The organism is Bradyrhizobium sp. 157 (genome assembly GCF_023073815.1).
Lineage (GTDB): Bacteria > Pseudomonadota > Alphaproteobacteria > Rhizobiales > Xanthobacteraceae > Bradyrhizobium.
Genome location: NZ_JADPKF010000124.1, coordinates 13,554 through 33,369, shown reverse-complemented (window position 1 = coordinate 33,369; position 19,816 = coordinate 13,554). Strand labels below are relative to the sequence as shown.

The window sequence follows — 19,816 nt, the reverse complement described above, 5'->3', positions numbered from 1 at the left end:
ATCGACATGTTATTTGTCGAACTAACCCGGTGTCGCTGTCGGACTTTACCGACAAGCGGCGCGAGGCGACCCGCCCGCTCGCGTTCCGGGGCGAGAATTTCGACCGCGACTTCGACAGCAATACGCTGTTCTACGATGCAGTGCAGGTCAGCAAATCAAAGATTGCGCTGTTTGCACCGCCCTTCCTCAACCTCGCGCGGGACGTTGCGACAACAACCTTCATCAGCGGCGCCGGGACCTGCAAAGCGCGGACAAGGCAGCTCGACCGTCACGCTCAGTTGTGGCTGGACATTCCCGAGAATGCCAGCCCGGTCCAGGCATTGGGCGACCTGGGCAGCTTCACCTTCTCGGTGTCGCCGAACCATTCGGAAATGTTCAGGGATCGCCGCGTCATCTTCACGATGTCGAAGGACAATCCGATCGAATGGATCCTCGATTGGGTGAGATTCAACCGCGACATTCACGGCGCGGACGCCGTTCTCATCTACGACAACGGCTCCAGCGCCTACGACAGCGCCACCTTGAGCGCCGCGCTTCGATCGATCGCGGGCATCCGATGCTCGGTCGTGATGGAGTGGCCCTTCAAGTACGGCCCGCAGGGCGCCAATAGCTGGGATCACTGGGATTCCGATTTCTGCCAGCTGGGAGCCTGGGAGCACGCAAGGTGGCGGTTCCTGCAGCATGCCCGAAGCGCCATGAATTCCGACATCGACGAGCTGGTACTCTCGAAGACCGGCAAGTCGGTGTTCGAAGCCGCCGAACAGTCGTGGACCGGGCTTGTCCGATACCGGGGACGATGGATTATCGGCATCGATGACGGTCTCCGCGACGACATGCGCATTCCGCATCGCCACGCCGACTTCTCGGTCTTCATGCCGCCGAAATACGAATTCTCGCGGCTCGTGATGCGGCGTGACGCCAACGCGTGCCTGCCGAAATGGACGGTGGTTCCCGGCCGGTGTCCGACGCATGCGCAATGGCACATTCATTCGATCTTCTCCTGGTGGGCCTCGTACTTCTGCACCAAGGACTTTTCGTTCCGGCATTTTCGCGAGATCGGCAGCAACTGGAAATATCAACGCACCAACCGCGTGCCGTTCGATCCTTCGATTCACAAGGCGGACCAGGCGTTGTTGCAAGCGTTTCAGCGGGTGGATTGGAAAAACTAGAATGAACAGGGCACCCCCCACGTCAGAATGGATAGATTCGATGAACGAGGCAGTCACGATCGGCCGCGCGCCGGCGACAGCAAACGCTCCGCAAACCGTGCAGCATCCGCAGGCGCTTCTCGAGCTAGTGCATGGCGAAGCGCGGCAGAGCCTGCTCACGGTTCACGCCATCCTCGAAGCGACGCTGCCTGAAGGCGAACTCTCGATTTACGAAGCCGGCGGCGGCTCGACCAGCTTCCTGCCGCTCAAAGTGCTGCATCGCGCCAACGTCACCGTGGTCGATATCGACGAGGACCAGATCCGCAACAACGATTACGCGCAGCAGGCCATCCTCGGCGACATCCAGACCCATCGCTTCCGGCCCAACAGCTTCGACCTGGTGATCTGCTACAACGTGATCGAGCACGTACCCGACGTCGAAGCCGCATTGCTGCGCTTCTGGGAAGCGCTGAAGCCGAACGGCCTGATCCTGATCGGCGCGCCCAATCCGCGCTCGCTGTCCGGCTTCGTTACCAAATACTCGCCTCACTGGTTCCATGTCTGGTTCTACCGCCATGTCCGCGGCGACAACAAAGCCGGCCTACCCGGCCACGCACCGTTCCCAACGCTATTCCATCCGCTGGTCACGCTTTCCAATCTGGAAGCATTCGCCGAACAGCACGGCCTGCAGATGATCTATCGCAAACAGTATGAGAGCCCTCGCTATCCGGAGATGCGGCTGCGCATGCCCGCCTGCGCTGCGCTGATCGATGCCGCCGCGCGCGCCATGAACTTCTTCCTGCCCGGCCGCACCGATGTGCGGCAGGGCGACTACCACGTGATCCTGCGAAAGCGCTGAACCATGAACGCGATGTGGTCAGAGGCAAGAGCAAAGCTCGGCCACCGGCTGGCGATGCATTTGCACGTCGATCTATTCCGGCTGCGCAACAGCGCACCGATGGTCAGTTTCACCTTCGACGATCTGCCAAAGAGCGCGGTGACGACCGGCTCTGCGATGCTCGAAGCGCATGGCGCGCGGGGAACGTTCTATGTCTCGGGCAGCCTGGTCGGCGCCGATGGGCCGGACTGGGTGACGGGCGATGGCGAGGATGTGGTCTCGCTTCACCATAGGGGTCACGAGATCGGCTGCCACACGTTTTCGCATCAGCGCGCCTGCGACCTCGACGAGGCCGCGATGCGGCAAGAAATCATGCGCAACCGCGCTTACCTTCACGCGCTCGATCCGTCGATACGAATCGATAGTTTTGCCTATCCGTTCGGGTACGGCTCCTACGCTCGGAAGCATCAGCTCAGGAGGGAATTCCAGACCTGCCGCAGCATCGTCCAGGGCGTCAACAGCGGCGGCGTGGATCTGCAGTTCCTGCGCGCGATGCCGCTGATCGATCGCGAGATGGATCGTGACGGGATTGAACGCGCATTTGACGACGCGCAAGCCAATAATGGATGGTTAATTTTCTACAGCCACGACGTCACCGACCGCCCGAGCCCCTATGGCTGCTCGCCTGCCCTGCTCGAGCATGCGCTCGCAGCAGCATCGCGGCGGAAAATTCCGATCCTCACCGTGGCGGAGGCGATGCGATGCGCCCGCGGTTAAACGCTTTGTTTGCCATTTCGGTGAATAGTGCCTCGGTGAGTATGGTTAATTTTCCCTGTTGCGTTTCTTCAGCGCTTGTTTCCGGCGCGCCTGGTGTGATCCGAAGAGTAACCCCTCAGCCGATGCGTGCGGCACTTCGAATGGATGCTGGGGTCGATGCTTATCTATGACCAGCCGATAAAGCCAGACGCCAGGCCCGCCGCGGTGACCGCGCCGGCCGGCTTCAGCGTGCTCGATCTGGCCCAGCTGCTGTGGCAACGGAAGGCTGCGATCGCATCAGCGGCACTGATCTCCGCCTGCATTGCCGTTGCGGTCGGCAAGAGCCTGACGCCGAAATACACCGCCTCCACCCAGCTCTACGTCGATCCCCGCGAATTGCAGTTGGTCGATCGCGAATTGACGCCGCGCGCCCAGGATATTTCCGGGCTCGCGATGGTGGTGGAGAGCCAGGCGCGCGTCATCACCTCGAACAACGTGCTGCTGCAGGTGATGCGCGACACCAATCTGGAAAAGGATCCGGAGTTCGGCGGCGGCGATGCCAAGGGCCTCCTCGGATCGCTGCTCGGCCTGTTCGGGATCGAGCTGCGCCCGACCGCCGAGCAGCAGAAGCAAATTCAGATGAGCGCGCTGGAAGCGCTCAATCGCCACGTCAACGTCAAGAAGACCGATCGGACCTTCATCGTCGACATCGACGTCTGGTCGTACGAGCCCGCCAAAGCGGCGATGCTCGCCAACGCGATCTCAAAAGCCTATTTGGCCGAATCCAAACAGTCGCAGGCCGCCGCCGCGCGGCGCGCGACCAGCGATCTTTCCGGCCGGCTGAAGGAGCTGCAGGAACGGCTTCGCAATGCCGAGAACACGCTTGCGGTCTACAAGGCGCAGAACAACTTTGTCGGCAGCCAGGACACGCTGATCAGCGACCAGCAGCTCTCCGCCAGCAACCAGCGGCTCGCCGCGGCGCGTGCGCTGACGCTCGACGCGCAGGCCAAATACGACCAGATAGCAGCCAGCCGCAAGGCATCAAGCGACGCCGGCGCCATTCCCGAGGCGCTGCAGTCGCCGACCATTGCCAATCTGCGCGCGCAATTTGCCGAGGCGCGAAAGCGCCAGGCTGAACTGCAAAGCGAACTGGGACCCCGTCATCCGGCGCTGCGCCAGATGGAGCAGCAGGTGCAGGACCTGCGCCGCGCCATCAACGAAGAGGTCGAGCGCTTCGCGCAGGCTGCGAAGAACGACCTGATCCGCGCCCGTGATTACGAAGCATCGCTCAACAAGGCACTGGAAACCCAGAAGCGCCAGAGCGTCCAGATGAGCCAGGCTTCGGTGCGCCTGCGCGAGCTCGAACGCGAGGTCGAGGCGAGCCGCAACGTCTACCAGTCGTTCCTGAAGCGATCGCGCGAAACCGAAGAGCAGGAAAGCCTGAACACTTCGAACGCGCGCATCATCGGCGAAGCCACCGTGCCGCAGCGGCGCACTTTCCCGCCGGCCATGAGCCTGCTCATGATGATCGGCTTTGCCCTTGGCGGGCTCGCAGCCGCGGGCTGGATCGTGGCGGCCAATCAGTTGATGCCGGGCACGAACCCGCTTCAGCCCCGGGACAAGGCGCCGTCGGAAGCTACGAAAGAGCCCGCCGCGGTTGAGGCTGCGAGGGAGCCGCCTGCCGCCGAATTCCGGGCGCAACCCGCCGTCAGCCTGATCGAAAAGCCGCTGATCGCACGGCTGCAGGAAACCGACGTGATGCGCACGCTCAGCAGCATTCTTGCGACTGATGGCACCGCCGACGTCACGCGGTTCGGTTGGCCTACGCTGCGCGCCGGCTTTCCCTTGATGACCGTCCTCAATGCTATGCGCGAGATGCGCGCAGCGCTGGCCAGGCGCGCCGGGCAAACGCCACCCGTGATGGCCGTGATCGGCGCAGGTTCGGATCAGGACCGCAGCATCGCCGCGCTGAACATCGCGCTCGCCGCGGCGCGCGACGGCGCCAAGGTGCTGTTGATCGATGCTGACCTCAAGCGACGCGCGCTGTCGGACAAGGTGAGCCACCTGGCCAAGAGCGATTCAAGCCGCTTCGGTTGGCTCAGCATCGGCGCCAAGGCCCCCCGCGCGATCCAGACCGCCAACGGAATTTCGATCCTGCCGGCCATCAAGGCGACGGACGCGAAAGCGGGTGACGCCATTCGAAAGGCAATTGCGCAGGCCCGTTCCACCGATGGCCATGACCTCGTGATCCTCGACGGGCCGGCGATGCCGTGGAACCCGATCGACCGCAAACTGCTGGAGATGGCCGAGGGACTGGTTGCGATCCTGCCGGTGCACCTCGACATCAACGACAGCATGGAAGACATTATCGCAGCCCTCGGTGGGGCCGAGCACAAGCTGGTCGGTGTCGTTCTCTGCGAAGTCGACCCCACCGCCGTCGGCCAGCAGCGGGACAAGCAATATGCTTGAGCGCCGCGCGAATCCCGTCGGCCGAGCGGCTACGGCCAGCATACCCCGCATCACGCTCGGTGGGCTGCGGCTCGCCGTGCTGGATCTCGAGCAGACTGCGAACTTCATGATCGACATGGTGTTCCCGCAACGCCGCATCAATCGTCCGCTCTATCTGACCTCGGCCAATGGCGAGGTGCTGGCGCGCTGCTCCACCGAGCCGATGACCGACCGGCTGTTCCGGGCCGCCGATCTGATCAATGCCGACGGCCAGCCGCTGGTGGCCGTGTCGCGGCTCAAATCGAGGACACCGCTGCCCGAGCGCGTCGCGACCACCGACCTGTTCCACGTCGTCGCCCGCAAGGCGCAGGCGGCCGGCCTGACCTTCTACATGCTGGGTGCGGACGAGACCGAGAACGCCGTCGCGGTCGCCAGCGTTCGCAGGCAATATCCCGATCTCAAGATTGTCGGCCGTTACCACGGCTATCTCCGGGGCGAGGCGCTGCGCACCAAGGTCGCCGAAATCAACGCGCTGGCACCGGACTATCTCTGGGTCGCGCTCGGTGTTCCCTATGAACAGGCCTTCGTCGAGGAATTCGCGCCCGCCCTCTCCAATGTCGGCGTTATCAAGACGGCGGGGGGACTGTTCAATTTCCTGTCGGGCAGCCGCACCCGCGCGCCGCTGTGGATGCAACATGCGGGCCTCGAATGGGCCTGGCGCATCTGGCTGGAGCCGCGCCGCCTGTTCTGGCGCTATTTGACCACCAATCCCCGCGCGCTGTATCTGTTGCTGAACAGGAGCCGATCGAGGGACATCGGCGGGACACAAAGCCGATGAGCAGCCGTCCAACCATTCTCGTCACCGGCGGAGCGGGCTATATCGGCTCGCATTGCTGCAGGGCATTGGATAGCGCGGGCTACCAGCCCGTTGTCTACGACAATCTTTCGACCGGCCATCGCAGCTTCGCCGCGGGCACGCTGGTGGTCGGCGACATCGCCGACAGGGCGACGCTGGCGCGGACCTTTGCCGAGCATGACATTGTGGCGGTCATGCACTTCGCCGCGTCGAGCCTGGTCGGCGAATCCGTTGCCGATCCGCAGAAATACTACGTCAACAATCTCGCCGGCACGCTGTCGCTGCTCGAGACCATGCGTGCGGCCGGCTGTAACCGCCTGGTGTTTTCATCGACCGGCGCGGTCTATGGCAATGCCGACAGCAAGGCGCTGCCCGAAAACTATCCCTGCGCGCCGATCAATCCCTATGGCGCCTCGAAATGGATGATCGAGCGCATGCTGGCGGATTATCGCACAGCCTATGGCTTCGGCTCGTTCGCGCTGCGCTACTTCAACGCTGCAGGCGCCGATCCCGCCGGCGGCATCGGCGAATTGCGCGAGGTGGAAACCCACCTGATCCCCCGCGCCATGATGGCGCTGCAGGGACATGTGCCTGATTTCGCCGTGTTCGGCGACGATTACGACACGCCCGACGGGACCGCGATCCGCGACTACATCCACGTAACCGATCTGGCGACCGCCCACGTGCTTGCGCTCGAGCTTCTGCTGCAGGGGCATGCCGGCGGCGCCTTCAATCTCGGCACCGGCGATGGCTTTTCGGTGCGCGAGATCCTCGCGGCGATCGCCGCCGAGACCGGCCGCGAAGTCCCGCATGTCGTCAAGCCCCGTCGACCAGGCGATCCGACCTATCTGGTCGCCGATCCCTCCGCCGCGCGCGCGACATTGAACTTCCGTCCGGCCCATTCGGATCTGGCCACGATCATCCGCACCGCCTGGGCGTGGCACAAGAAGGCCCACCCGCTGAAGACGGATGCGCTTGGTGAGGATTGAGCTTCCGCCACGCAAACGGCAGGCGATCCCGATGCGGCGGCACCCCCACCCCGACCCTCCCCCGCAAGCGGGAGAGGGAGTTCAGAACGCAGCGCAAGTTATCGCTCAACTACCTACAGCGGCTTGATCTGCACCTTGCGGAACTTGACCACGCCAGAGCCGTATTGCAGGGCAAACGGGCCGCTGGCGTGTTTTGAATCCTGGACGTCGGCGGTCTTCTGGCCGTTCAGTACGACGACGAGATGCGGCCCCTTGGCCGTGATTTCGAAAGTATTCCACTTGCCGCCCGCCTTCGGCATCGGGTCGACCTTGGCCAGGTCGACGATTGCGCCGGTGCCGTAGGTCGGATCGGGCCGCTTGTCGAAAATGTTGACCTCATAGCAGATCTTGGAATCGATTTTGGCCGACTGGTCGCAGCGAATGAAAATTCCGCTGTTGGCGTCATCGTCGGCCCAGAACTCGACCTTCATTTCGAAATCTTTGTAGGACTGCTTGCTGACGAGATACGAGGGATCCTTGCCCTCAGTGATCTTGTCTGCGACCAGCGCACCGTCCTTCATCGCCCAATTGGCCTTACCGACCTCGGTCCAGTCGCCCATCTTGGTGCCGTCGACGAGCGTCACCCAGCCATCGCTCTGGCCGGATGCTACGCTGGAAAATTGAACGGCGGCTGCGCCCATCAACAGGCCGGCCGCAAGTACCGACAAACGCTTCATGAACGTAACCCTCCCGTGGCTGCTTTTTAGTTGGGCGGCAACGTAGCATCACATTGACCAGCGTAAATCCGTTTTTCATGCTGCAGATGCGTTGTGCCAAGGATGAAGACGCCGTACTGCTGATCATGGGCGAAGGTCCGGCGACCCCGACGGTGGCAGAAGACAGATAACCGCTGTATTGCAAGCGCTCGGGAGCAATGCTGTGTGGCTGGCGTACCGGCCGGCGGACAGCGGCAGGCGGCTCCGCAACCATTTCGGCGGCGGTGCGTTTCATGCTCTCAACCACGTTACGGACATGAAACATGACTGTTACCGCGCAGATCAAGGAACACATGGACGTCATCTCGTCGGACAGGAAGACGGTCGGAAAAGTCGACCATCTGGAAGGAACCGACAAGATCAAGCTGACCAAGCAGAGCTCGCCCGATGGTGAGCATCACCACTTCATTCCGGTGTCATGGGTTGATCATGTCGATCAGCACGTGCATCTCAACAAATCGGGCGCGGATGTGACCGCGCACTGGCAGCACGGCCGGCAATGACCCACTGACGCGCATTGCGCCGCGTGCGGATGCGGATATCATCTGATGACAGGAGATGGGATGCATCCGGCGGCGCAATTGCAGTTCGAACGCTTGGTCGGCGAATACGCGCGCTGGCGGGCTGTCCCCGAAGCCGAACGATCGCCCGCCCCGGCATGGTGGTGGGGACCAGCGATAGAGTTGCGCAACGCGCCGCAATCGCTGCCGGCGGAATGGTGTGCCGAACTCTGCCTGCCCAACCAGGCGACGTATGCCGCCGCAGCAGAACTCCTCCTCAAAGCCTTCGCGGGGCAGACGTCCCTGCCTTGGCCGTACGACTTTCCCCGCAAGATCGACTTCTCGGACCCGACGGTCCGCGAGCTGCATCCACAACCGTCAGACGATAGCGCCTTTCAACCCTGATCCGGCTTCCGGCTGCAACGGCGGCGAGGCGAGCCGCGGTTCGGCCCGAAGCAGGTCAGCCATTTGCGTTGCGGGCAGCGGCTTGGAGAACAGGAAGCCCTGCATCTCGTCGCAGGCGTGGTTGCGCAGGAAGGCCTCCTGCTCCACAGTCTCGACGCCCTCCGCAATGACGGTCATGCCAAGCGCCTTGCCCATGCTGATGATCGCCTGCGCAATGGCCTGGTCTTCGGAATCGACCGGCAGGTCGCGAACGAAAGAGCGGTCGATCTTGATGGTATCGATCGGGAACTGCTTCATCAGCGACATCGACGAATAGCCGGTTCCGAAATCGTCGATCGCGAGGCGAATGCCGCGGCTCTGGATCGCGTCGAGAATCTTGATCGCGCGTGAGACATTCCGCATCACCATGCTTTCGGTGACTTCGAGCTGCAGCAGCACCGGCGACATGCCGCTTGCCAACAGCGCCTCGTCGACGTCGTGCAGCAGATGTGGATCGGCGAATTGCCGCGGCGACAGGTTGACGGCCATCGTCACCGGCCGCAGGCCGCGGCGCTGCCAGGCCATGTTCTGCGCACAGGCTTCCTTGAGCACCCAGCGGCCGATCGGAACGATGAGCCCGGTTTCCTCGGCGAGCGGAATGAATTGCCCCGGGGAGACGGTGCCGAGCTCGGGATGATTCCAGCGCAAGAGCGCTTCGACGCCGGTGATCTGTCGACTCTCCATGTCGATCTTGGGCTGGTAGTGCAGCGAGAACTGGTCGCGCTCCAGCGCGCGGCGCAGCGCGCTCTCCAGCGTCAGACGCTCGATCGACTGCGTCTTGATTTCCTTGGTAAAGAAGCGGAAGCCGTTCTTGCCGTCCTCCTTGGCGAGATACATCGCCATGTCGGCATTCTTGGTCAGCGTCTGCATGTCGGTGCCATCGGACGGGTACATTGCGATCCCGATCGAGGCTGTGGTCTGGCATTCGTGACCGCTGAGTTGCAGCGGCTGGCCCAGTACGGAGAGAAGCTCGCCGGCTATGCGCTCCACCTCGTGCCGCTCGGCCGCCTCCTCCAGGATGACAACGAACTCGTCGCCACCGAGCCGCGCCACGACGTCGCTCGAGCGCAGCGCGCGGCGTAGCCTGTCGCCGATCTCCACCAGCAACATGTCGCCGGCGTCATGCCCTAGCGAGTCGTTGATGACCTTGAACCTGTCGAGGTCGATGAACAGCAGCGCAAACTGCCGTTGGTAGCGCGCGGCGGCGTCGATCGCGCGGCGAAGCATACCGTTGAACATCTCCCGGTTCGGCAGGTTGGTCAGGCTGTCGTGCGACGCCAGGTACTCGATCCGCTCGTCCGCGCGGGTCTTTTCATCCGCGCGATCGAAATTCTCCAAGGCAAAGGACACGTTGTCGACGAGCCGCTGCAACAACTCGGCAAACTCAGGCGTGAATGTATCCGTCTCGCGCGACATGAACGACATCACGCCGACGGCTTGCCCATGCACCAGCAGGGGGAACGAAGCGCCGGAATTCGTGCCATCGAGACGCGCTCTGTGGTGAAACGCCTCGGCATTGGGATCAGCGAGGTAATCGTTGATGATGCACGGCCGCTGCGAACGGATCGCCTGACCGCACAGCCCACGTCCCTCCGGGTGCGCCTCACTTGCCGATATCTTTGCCAGACGTGCGCTGAGGGCAGTCGGACCCGCGGCAGCAACAACTTCGAGATCATCGCTGTCGGGTTTCGCCAATACGATGGAGGTCAGAGTGAACTTGCCGCCGTTGGCGGCGGCTTCGCACACCAGGTCGAACAGTTCTGTCCGGGAGGTCGCGCGGATGATCGCCTCATTGGTCGCGCTCAGCGCCGCGAGCATGCGCGTCAGGCGCTCCTTCTGGACTTCGGTCCTGGCCTTGTCCTCGGCACGATCGAAGTTCTCCAGCGCGAACGAGACATTGTCGGCCAGTCGTTGCAGCAGTTCGACGAATTCGGCGGTGAAGGTGTCCTTGTCCAAGGACATGTAAATCATAACGCCAACTGGCTCGTCCCGGACCAAGAGAGGAAAGGCGGCGCCTGACTGGGCGCCATAGCTACCTACGACGGCCTGGAAGGCGGCAACGCGCTGGTCGCTAACATAATCATTGGTGATGCATGGACGCCCGGTTCGAAACGCCGTTCCGCTGAGCCCCCGTCCCTCGGGACGGCTTTCATCCGTCGATAACCTGACGTGCCGCGTCGTCTCGGCTGCCGGGCCGGAGGCGGCCACGATTCTGAGAAGGTCGCTGCCGGGGGTGGCCAGCGCAATGGTGGTCGACGTAAACCTGCCGCCATTTGCCGCAGCCTCGCACACGAGATTAAAAAGCTCCGTGCGGGATTTGGCGCGCATGATGGCTTCGTTGGTTCTGCTCAAAGCAGCGAACATCCGCGTCAGGCGTTTTTTCTGACTTTCGGTCCTCGCCTTCTCGTCCGCCCGGTCGAAATTTTCCAGCGCGAACGACACATTCTCCGTGAGTCGCTGCAGCAGTTCGGAAAATTCGGGCGTGAACGTATCTTTCTCGGACGAGATGAAGAACATCACACCGAAGGGCTGACCGGAAACGAGCAGCGGAAACGCAGCGCCCGACATAGCACCATCGCTGTGAATGAACTGATGAAATGCCGATCCTCGCGGATCGGCCCGCAAGTCGTTTGCGATGCAAGCTCGCTTGGAGCGGAACGCATTGCCGCAGAGACCACGCCCTTCAGGCAGATCCGCGTTGGTCGAGACCTTGACCCGCCGCATGTTGTTTGCCGTCGGTCCCGCAACGGCCACCAGATCGATGTCGTAGCTGTCGGGGCGGGCCAACAGGATACTGGTCGAGTTGAACCGTCCACCGTTCGCGGCAGCTTCGCACACCAGTTCGAACAGCTCGGTGCGCGACGTCGCGCGGACGATCGCTTCGTTGGTGGCGCTGAGCGCCGCCAGCATGCGCCCCAAACGTTGCTTCTGGGCGTCGGCCCGCGCCTTTTCGCTGGCACGCTCGAAGTTTTCCAGCGCAAAGGAAACGTTTTCTGCGATCCGCGCCATCAGCGCGACGATCTCTTCATCCTCCGCCCACAGCTTTCCGACGAAGAACAGCAGCACGCCGACGCTCTCATCTGCCTTGATCAGGGGAAGGGCGACGCAGGCGGTAACGCCCGTTTCGCGGGCGGTCTGGTGCCAGGGCTGCCCCTGTGTCGAGCTGAGAATGTCGTTGTTGACGGCAGGCTGCTGCGTCCGGAATGCCTTGCCACAGACGCCCGTTCCATACGGGTTGCCCGCGTCGATCGAGAACGGCGCACGCATGATCTGTTCGACGATTGCGCCTGTCCCAGCGACCGGCTTCAGCCAGATCGAGTCCGGCTCTGCAAGCAGGATCACCGTGGCCGCTGACTTTCCGCTGTATACCGCTGCGTCGCAAACGCGCTGATAGAGTTCCTGTTCAGTCTTGGCGCGAAGAATGGCTTCGTTGGTCGCGCTGATGGCGCCGAACATCCGATTCAACCGCCGCATGGTGCGCTCGCCGTTCTTGCGCGCAGCTTCATGGTCGAAATTGTCGAGCGCGAACGAAATGTTTGCCGAGACACGCTCCAGCATCGCGACGAGTTGTGCGTCGATCGAGTGCGCCTCGCGGCGTGAGACCAACAACACACCAACGCTCTGGCCATTGCAGATCAACGGCAGCGCCGCCGCCGCGCCCACGTGGTTGGCCTTGGCGCCGTCGCGCCAAGCCAACGAGCGCGGATCGTTCAGGAAATCGTTGCTGACGCATACGCGCCCGTCGCGGAACGCTTGTCCGGCAACACCGGATCCCTCGGGCGTCCCGGCCAGAACCGAAATGTCGATGCTGCGCAGGCGGGGCACGTCATCGCCGCAGCCGGCGGCGAAGCGCAGGAAATTGGTTTCCCTCTCCAGCAGGAAGACCGATACAGCCAGGAAGTCGCCGACCGAGAACGCGGCGTCGCAAACCTTCGCATACAGTTCCTCGGGCGATTTGGCGTACAGAATCGCTTCGTTGGTCGCATTCAACGCCGCGAGTGTGCGCGCGATGTCGGTCTTCACCGTCCCCAAGCTCCCTGCCGGCAGCGCCGGGCTGCCCCTTGCGGATTTTATGCGTGCAACAGGCCTAAATGCTCGTTATTGGCGGCCGGGAGTTGCGATTCAGAGTAAATGTCAGACCAACGACGAACGACGCCGCTCCGGAGAACTACGGCCCATTCACGATTTGTCAGCCATACCACTGGCGCGCGCCGGCCGGGATGCGGCACCCGCCGCAACCAGTTTTGCAGGATGAAAATCCTGATACGTGAGGGCCGTGCTGACGGCATGGCTAACAGGATTTTTCCACGCTTGCCCTGCCGCGGGCGCTTTGAGAGCATGCCGGCACCAAGCACGACCCGCGGTTCGCGCGGGCGCTCAAGGTGAGGAAATTCCCATGCCGATGGTCCAGGCCGACCGTCTCACGCGTATCGGCGAGGTTCTGCTTAGGGCTGCCGGTGCAACTGAAGAGGAAGCCAGTGCGGTCGCCGTCGGCTGCGTCAACGCCAACCTCGCCGGCCACGATTCGCACGGGGTGATCGCGATCCCGACCTATATTGACCGCATCAAGGCCGGTCATATCGTGCCCGGCGCCCAATGGACCATCGTCCAGGAATCGCCGACCACGACGGTGATCGATGGCCATTGGGGGTTCGGCTTTCACGTCAACGCCCAGGCAATGGCCTTGACGATCGAGAAAGCCAAGACTGCCAATGTGGCGGCCTGCACGGTGTTCCGGCAAAGCCATGTCGGGCGTCTCGCCGCCTATCCATTGATGGCGATACGGGCCGGCATGATCGGGATTGCCGCCGCCGATTCCGGCCGCTCGCCGAAGCATGTCGCGCCGTTTGGCGGCCGCGAGGCAAGGCTCGGCACCAACCCGATCTCGATTGCGGTGCCGTCCGATCTTGAGGCACCGTTCTATCTTGACATGGCGACCTCAGCGGTGGCGGCCGGAAAGATTGCACTGTCGGTCGCGCGCGGCGAACAGATCCCGCAAGGCTGGATCATCGACGCCGAGGGACGGCACACCACCGACCCCACCCAGTATCGCAAGGGCGGCGCGCTGCTGCCGCTCGGCGGCAGCGAGGGGTACAAGGGAAGTGGGCTGGCAGCGATGGTGGAAGTGCTCTGCGGGCTGCTCACGGGACTTGGGTTTGGCGTTGAACCGACCGGCCGGCACAACGACGGATGTTTCATGGCGGTGTTCAACGTCGCAGCCTTCCGTCCCCTGAAGGATTTCGAGAAGGAGGTCGGCGAGTTCGCGCGTTATCTCAAATCGACGCCGCCGTCGGAAGGCTCGCCCGGCGTGTTCTATCCCGGCGAGATCGAATATATCCGCGAGCAGCAGCGCAGGCGCGACGGTATCGAGGTCGAGGACGCCACCTGGGAAAAATTGAAGGCACTCGCCACCGACTACAAGCTCATCGCTGAGCTCGACCTGAAATGAAATCCAAACCAGTCCGCACGAGGAGAACGGCATGACACGGCAAATGGCGCTGGTGGGATTTTTGCAGGCGCAGAACTGCACCAATCTGCCGAGTTCATGGCGGCACCCGGAATCGCGTGACGATTCGATGTCGGCCGACTACTACCAGGAGATCGCCCGGATCCTCGAAGCCGGCAAATTCCACATGGCGTTCTTCGACGACCGCCTGGCGATGCCGGACCGCTACGGCAATGACCACGCCCACACCGTCGAGTACGGCATCCGCTGCGTGAAGATGGACCCGCTGATCGTGCTGACCACGATGGGCATGGTCACCGATAAGCTCGGCCTGGGATCGACCTGCTCGACCACCTATTACGAGCCGTTCGATGTCGCGCGCCGTTTCGCCACCCTCGATCTGATGTCGGGCGGACGCGCCGGCTGGAACGTCGTCACCTCGCTCAATGACGGCGAGGCCCACAACATGGGCAAGGACGCCCATCTCGAACATGACTTCCGCTACGATCGCGCCGACGAGTTCATGGAAGTCGTGCTCGGCCATTGGGACACCTGGGAAGACGGCTCCTTGCTCATGGACAAGAAGAGCGGCCGCTTCGCCGATCCTGCCAAGGTGAAGCGGCTCGACCACAAGGGACAATTCTTCAAGTCGCGCGGGCCGTTCACCGTGCCCCGTTCGCCGCAGGGCCATCCCGTCATTATCCAGGCTGGCGCGTCCGGCCGCGGCCAGCGTTTTGCAGGGCGATGGGGCGAAGTGATCTTCACTGCCGCTCGCAATTTGGCCGCCGCCAAGGAAAGCTATGCGGCCGTCCGCAACGAAGCGGCAAAAGCCGGCCGCGATCCCGACCAGATGTTCCTCTGCAACCTCACCACCCCCGTCTGCGGTGCGACCAAGGCCGAGGCCGAGGACAAGATGGCCGTAATCAACAAGCTGCCGCTGGAAATCGATGCGCTGTCGCTGCTCGCGGAAGCGCTGAACTACGACTTTGCTTCCAAGCCGCTCGACGAGCCACTGACCACGGAAGAGCTCAAGAGCATGCAGGGCATCCTCGGCATTCGCGACGGCGTGCTCAAGGCATCAGGCAAAACCAACCCCAGCGCGCGCGACTTCGTCACCTTCTCCGGTCGCGGCCAGGTGCAGGACGCGATCGTCGGTGGCCCGAAGGAGATCGCGGACAAGTTAGAGGAGATGTTCGTCGAGCGCGGCTGCGACGGCTTTGTCATCGCGGCCACCATCGTGCCGGGCTCCTACGCCGATTTCGTCAAGCATGTGGTGCCGGAACTGCAGCGCCGCGGCCTGTTTCACAAGGATTATGCCGGCAAGACCCTGCGCGAGAATCTCGGCCTGAAGCGGCCCGCCGCCGGCGCCTGGAAAGCCAGTCCGCGGGTTGCCGCCGAATAAGAAAAGGAAGAATCATGCGTTGGCTGAAATTCGCTGCCGCCGGCAAGACATCCTGGGGCATTGTCGAGGGCGAGCGCGTGATCGCGGTCGATGGCGATCCGTTCGGTGAATGGCAGCGCGGAACGCAGTCGCATGCGCTGAAGGACGTCAAGATCGAGCTGCCGCTGATCCCGCGCACCTTCTATTGCGTCGGGCTTAACTATCTCAAACACCTCAAGGAAGCCGCCGACAAGGCCGGCACGGTGCCGAACGTGCCCGATCGACCCGAGATCGGCTATCGCGCGCAAAACGCGCTGATCGCGCATGACGAGGACGTGGTGATCCCGGCGAGCGCGACCGAGAAGATTCATTACGAGGGCGAGTTGGTGGTCGTGATCGGCAAGAAGGCAAAACACCTCACCGAAGCCAACGCGAGGGACTGTGTGTTCGGTTACACGATCGGCAACGACGTCAGCGAGCGCACCTGGCAGAAGGCCTACCGCAGCCTGTGGCGCTCCAAGAATGCCGATACATTCAAGCCGATGGGCGCGTGGATCGAAACCGATGTCAACCTCGACAGGATGGAAACGGTAATCCGGGTCAACGGCAAGGAGACCGGCCGCTTCCGCACCAACGACATGATCTTCGGCATCGTGCCGTTCCTCGTCGAACTCTCCAAATATTTCACGCTGTCGCCGGGCGACGTGATCTGGATGGGCACCGACGGCACCTCGCCTGATCTCAGGGACGGCGACGTCGTCGAGATCGACATCACCGGGATCGGCACGCTGCGGAACAGGTTTGTGAAGGAGATGGCTTGAAGCGCCGCGGCGACGACACCGGACTAAACCGCCGTCGCCTTCGCAAATTCCACATAAATCTCACGCAGCCGGTTCGTCATCGGGCCCGGCTTGCCGTCGGCGACCTGCTTGCCGTCGATCGACACCACGGCCTGTACGAACACACTGGCGCTGGTGACGAAGGCTTCCTTGGCGGACAACGCTTCCTCGACCGAGAACGCCCGTTCCTCGACGCGGAGCTGCCGTTCTTCGGCCAGCGCGACGACGGCCTTGCGGGTGCAGCCGGGCAGGATCTCGCTGCCGTTCTGCCGGGTTACGATCACATCATCCTGCGTGAGAATGAAACACGACGACGAGCCGCCCTCGGTCACCTTGCCGTCCTCGATCATCCAGGCCTCGCCGGCGCCGGCCACCGCCGCGGCCTGCTTGGCAAGCACCTGCGCCAGCAGCGCGACGCTCTTGATATCGCGGCGGGCCCAGCGCAGGTCGGGCACCGTGATCACCTTGATGCCGGTCTTGGCCGAGGGCGCGTTGATGATGTCCTTGGTTGAGGTGAACATGATCAGCGTCGGCTTTACGTTCTTCGGAAACGCAAAATCGCGTCCGGTGTCGGCGCCGCGCGTTACTTCCAGATAAACCATGCCGTTGACGAGATTGTTGCGCGCGACCAGTTCCTTCTGGATTTCCTGGATACGCGCCGTCGTCTCCGGCAGCGCCAGCTCGATCTCGCCGACCGAGCGCTCCAGCCGCGCCAGATGCGAGGCGTTGTCGATCAGCTTGCCGTCGAGCACGGCAGCAACTTCATAGATGCCGTCGGCAAACAGGAATCCGCGATCGAGGATCGACACCTTCGCCTCTGAAAGGGGCACGAACGAGCCGTTGACGTAAGCGATCTGTTCCAAAGTAGAGTCTCCTGGAGGTACTAAAGCTGTTGCGGTGAACCTTATCGGAAAACTGTTAATGGCGAGAACCTCTCGCCGCGTCATCGCAGATTTCGATGCCACCATCGTCATTGCCTGCGACAAACGCGAAGCGTTTGTGCAAGGGAGCGCAAGCGACGAAGCAATCCACCCATCCGCTACGCCGCCCTATGGATTGCTTCGCTTCGCGCAATGACGGTGGCGGCCACCGCGCCTAATGCGACAAAATCTTCGACAAGAACTTTTGCGCGCGCTCGCTGCGCGGGCTGCCGAAGAAATCGGCCTTCAGCGCATCCTCGACGATCTCGCCCTTGTCCATGAAGATCACGCGATGCGCGACCTTGCTGGCAAAACCCATTTCGTGGGTGACGACCATCATGGTCATGCCCTCATGGGCGAGATCGACCATCACGTCGAGCACCTCGCTGATCATTTCGGGATCGAGAGCCGAGGTCGGCTCGTCGAACAGCATCGCGATCGGGTCCATCGCAAGCGCGCGGGCGATCGCGACGCGCTGCTGCTGGCCGCCGGATAGTTCAGCCGGGTACTTGTTTGCATGCACCGTCAACCCGACGCGTTCGAGCAGCTTGTTGCCCTTGGCCACGGCCTCATCATGCGAGCGACCCAATACCTTCTCCTGCGCGAGGCACAAATTCTCGATAATGCGCAGATGCGGGAACAGCTCGAAATGCTGGAACACCATGCCGACGCGGGCGCGCAGTTTCGGCAAATCGGTTTTGGGATCGTTGACCTTGATGCCGTCGAGAATGATCTGGCCTTCCTGAAACGGCTCCAGCGCGTTGACGCATTTGATCAGCGTCGACTTTCCCGAGCCTGACGGACCGCACACCACCACCACCTCGCCCTTGGCGACGCTGGTGGTGCAGTCCTTCAGCACCTGGAAACTCGGCCCGTACCATTTATTGACGTGGCTGATTTCGATCATGGGCTCTCACCGAACAATAGCAATGCGCGCCTGCAGGCGCCGGACGCCATACGACGCGACACAGGAAATCACGAAATAGACCGCGGCCGCGAACAGATACATCTCGACCAGCCGGCCGTCACGCTGCGCCACCTTGCTGGCGGCACCCAGGAAATCCGGGATCGACAGCACATAGACCAGCGAAGTGTCCTGGAACAGCACGATGGTCTGCGTCAGCAGCACCGGCAGCATGTTACGAAACGCCTGCGGCAGCACGATGTAGCGCATGGACTGCGCGTAAGTCAGGCCGAGCGCACTTGCCGCAGCCGGCTGGCCCTTCGAGATCGACTGGATGCCGGCGCGCATGATCTCGGAGAAGTATGCCGCCTCGAACATGATGAAGGTGACGAGTGACGAGGTGAACGCGCCGACGCGAATGGGTCGCGATGCGCCGGTCAGCCACTGGCCGATATAAGGCACCAGGAAATAGAACCAGAAGATGACCAGCACCAGCGGCAGCGAGCGCATGAAGTCGACATAGAGCCCGGCGACGCGGCCGAGCAGCTTGTAGCCGGACAACCGCATCAGCGCGATCAGCGTACCGAAGACCAGGCCGCCCAGCGCCGACAACCCGGTTAGCATCAGCGTAAAACTCATGCCGTCGAGGAACAGATACGGCAGTGAACGGCGGATGACATCGAAATCGAGATTGTCGAACATCGCTATTTCCCCGTGATGTAGCCGGGGATCGCCAGGCTGCGTTCGAGGAAGCGCATGCCGGTGACGACGACGATGTTGATCGCGAGATACATTACGGTTGCGGCGGTGAAGGCCTCGAACACCTGGAACGAGAACTCCTGCATCGCCCGCGCCTGGCCGGTCAGTTCAATCAGACCGATGGTGATCGCGACAGACGTATTCTTGATGGTGTTGAGGAATTCGGAAGTGAGGGGCGGCAGGATGATGCGGAACGCGATCGGCAGCAGCACGTAGCGGTAGCCCTGCGCCGTCGTCAGCCCGAGCGCGGTCGCGGCATTCTTCTGTCCACGCGGCAGCGAGGCGATGCCTGCGGCCAATTGCACGGCGACGCGCGCCGACATGAACAACCCGACCCCGATCGCCGCCGTCCAGAACGGCGCATTGGGAAGCTGCTTCAGCCACAGGCCTGCGGCGCGCGGCAGCAGTTCCGGCAGCACGAAGAACCAGAGGAATAGCTGCACCAGCAGCGGCATGTTGCGGAAAAATTCGACATAGCAAAAGCCGATCCAGGACGCGGTTTTTGACGGAAGGCTCCGCAGAATGCCGACGATCGTGCCGAAGATCAGCGCAATGACCCAGGCGAGCAGCGCGGTCTTGATGGTCAGCAGCAGTCCCGACACCAGCATGTCGAGATAGGTGCCGGCCCCGGTCGGGTTCGGCTCGAAAAAGATGTGCCAGTTCCAGTTGTAGTTCACGCTGCACCTTGTCCCCGAAAGTGCCGGTAAAGCTCTTGGTTATGACTGCGTATGCAAATGTCCGGCCATCTTTATCGCAAAATGGCCGGACCTTCGACTTTCACCCCTCATCCTGAGGAGCTGCGCATTGCGCGGCGTCTCGAAGGATAGAGGCCC

General features: G+C 62.5%; 17 protein-coding genes. 11 read left to right on the top strand and 6 right to left on the bottom strand.

Annotated features, from left to right (window positions below; all coding sequences use genetic code 11):
• The first annotated feature begins 29 nt into the window (after positions 1-29).
• From IVA95_RS38255 to galE, 6 genes are all read left to right on the top strand, one after another.
• Positions 30-1,169 carry a hypothetical protein gene (locus IVA95_RS38255; RefSeq protein WP_247515241.1) on the top strand — a complete coding sequence of 380 codons (1,140 nt, stop codon included), beginning with the start codon at positions 30-32 and terminating at the stop codon, positions 1,167-1,169.
• A gap of 40 nt (positions 1,170-1,209) precedes the next feature.
• Positions 1,210-2,007 (top strand): class I SAM-dependent methyltransferase, encoded by a 798-nt coding sequence (locus IVA95_RS38250; RefSeq protein WP_247515240.1) that lies wholly within the window; start codon positions 1,210-1,212, stop codon positions 2,005-2,007.
• Positions 2,008-2,010: 3 nt separating this feature from the next.
• A complete protein-coding gene (locus IVA95_RS38245; RefSeq protein ID WP_247515239.1) occupies positions 2,011-2,763 on the top strand; it encodes a polysaccharide deacetylase family protein in 753 nt (250 codons plus the stop codon).
• 156 nt (positions 2,764-2,919) lie between these two features.
• Complete coding sequence (locus tag IVA95_RS38240; protein WP_247515238.1) at positions 2,920-5,211, top strand: exopolysaccharide transport family protein; 2,292 nt, start codon at positions 2,920-2,922, stop codon at positions 5,209-5,211.
• Positions 5,204-6,028 (top strand): WecB/TagA/CpsF family glycosyltransferase, encoded by an 825-nt coding sequence (locus IVA95_RS38235; protein WP_247515237.1) that lies wholly within the window; start codon positions 5,204-5,206, stop codon positions 6,026-6,028. The genes IVA95_RS38240 and IVA95_RS38235 overlap by 8 nt, the downstream gene beginning before the upstream one ends.
• Positions 6,025-7,035: a UDP-glucose 4-epimerase GalE gene (gene galE / locus IVA95_RS38230; RefSeq protein ID WP_247515236.1), complete on the top strand. Its 1,011-nt coding sequence runs from the start codon at positions 6,025-6,027 to the stop codon at positions 7,033-7,035. The genes IVA95_RS38235 and galE overlap by 4 nt, the downstream gene beginning before the upstream one ends.
• A 113-nt stretch (positions 7,036-7,148) precedes the next feature.
• Here the strand turns inward: galE and IVA95_RS38225 are convergent, their stop codons facing one another.
• On the bottom strand, positions 7,149-7,751 hold the full coding sequence (locus tag IVA95_RS38225; protein ID WP_247515235.1) for a DUF1080 domain-containing protein: 603 nt from the start codon (positions 7,749-7,751) through the stop codon (positions 7,149-7,151).
• 302 nt (positions 7,752-8,053) lie between these two features.
• Here IVA95_RS38225 and IVA95_RS38220 point away from each other — a divergent pair, with 302 nt between their 5' ends.
• Complete coding sequence (locus tag IVA95_RS38220; protein WP_247515234.1) at positions 8,054-8,293, top strand: DUF2171 domain-containing protein; 240 nt, start codon at positions 8,054-8,056, stop codon at positions 8,291-8,293.
• Between the two features lie 60 nt (positions 8,294-8,353).
• On the top strand, positions 8,354-8,695 hold the full coding sequence (locus IVA95_RS38215; protein ID WP_247515233.1) for a hypothetical protein: 342 nt from the start codon (positions 8,354-8,356) through the stop codon (positions 8,693-8,695).
• Here the strand turns inward: IVA95_RS38215 and IVA95_RS38210 are convergent.
• On the bottom strand, positions 8,669-12,757 hold the full coding sequence (locus IVA95_RS38210) for a GAF domain-containing protein (RefSeq protein ID WP_247515232.1): 4,089 nt from the start codon (positions 12,755-12,757) through the stop codon (positions 8,669-8,671). The genes IVA95_RS38215 and IVA95_RS38210 overlap by 27 nt on opposite strands.
• Before the next feature lie 373 nt (positions 12,758-13,130).
• On the opposite strand from IVA95_RS38210, the gene IVA95_RS38205 reads away from it, so the two are divergent.
• From IVA95_RS38205 to IVA95_RS38195, 3 genes are read left to right on the top strand one after another with little or no spacing between them, the layout of a single operon-like run.
• Positions 13,131-14,183, top strand: a complete 1,053-nt coding sequence (locus tag IVA95_RS38205) for an Ldh family oxidoreductase (protein ID WP_247515231.1) — start codon at positions 13,131-13,133, stop codon at positions 14,181-14,183.
• A 31-nt stretch (positions 14,184-14,214) separates the two neighbouring features.
• Entirely contained in the window at positions 14,215-15,582 is a 1,368-nt protein-coding gene (locus IVA95_RS38200) for an LLM class flavin-dependent oxidoreductase (RefSeq protein WP_247515230.1), read from the top strand.
• Between the two features lie 14 nt (positions 15,583-15,596).
• Positions 15,597-16,382: a fumarylacetoacetate hydrolase family protein gene (locus IVA95_RS38195; protein WP_247515229.1), complete on the top strand. Its 786-nt coding sequence runs from the start codon at positions 15,597-15,599 to the stop codon at positions 16,380-16,382.
• 23 nt (positions 16,383-16,405) lie between these two features.
• Here IVA95_RS38195 and IVA95_RS38190 read toward each other — a convergent pair whose 3' ends face one another.
• The 4 genes from IVA95_RS38190 to IVA95_RS38175 form a co-directional block, all read right to left on the bottom strand.
• Positions 16,406-17,263, bottom strand: coding sequence for a D-amino-acid transaminase (locus IVA95_RS38190; protein ID WP_247515228.1), 858 nt, complete (start codon positions 17,261-17,263; stop codon positions 16,406-16,408).
• Positions 17,264-17,495: 232 nt separating this feature from the next.
• Positions 17,496-18,227 (bottom strand): amino acid ABC transporter ATP-binding protein, encoded by a 732-nt coding sequence (locus tag IVA95_RS38185; protein WP_247515227.1) that lies wholly within the window; start codon positions 18,225-18,227, stop codon positions 17,496-17,498.
• A 6-nt stretch (positions 18,228-18,233) separates the two neighbouring features.
• On the bottom strand, positions 18,234-18,926 hold the full coding sequence (locus IVA95_RS38180; protein WP_247515226.1) for an ABC transporter permease subunit: 693 nt from the start codon (positions 18,924-18,926) through the stop codon (positions 18,234-18,236).
• 2 nt (positions 18,927-18,928) lie between these two features.
• Positions 18,929-19,660: an amino acid ABC transporter permease gene (locus IVA95_RS38175; RefSeq protein WP_213247913.1), complete on the bottom strand. Its 732-nt coding sequence runs from the start codon at positions 19,658-19,660 to the stop codon at positions 18,929-18,931.
• Between the last annotated feature and the right edge of the window lie 156 nt (positions 19,661-19,816).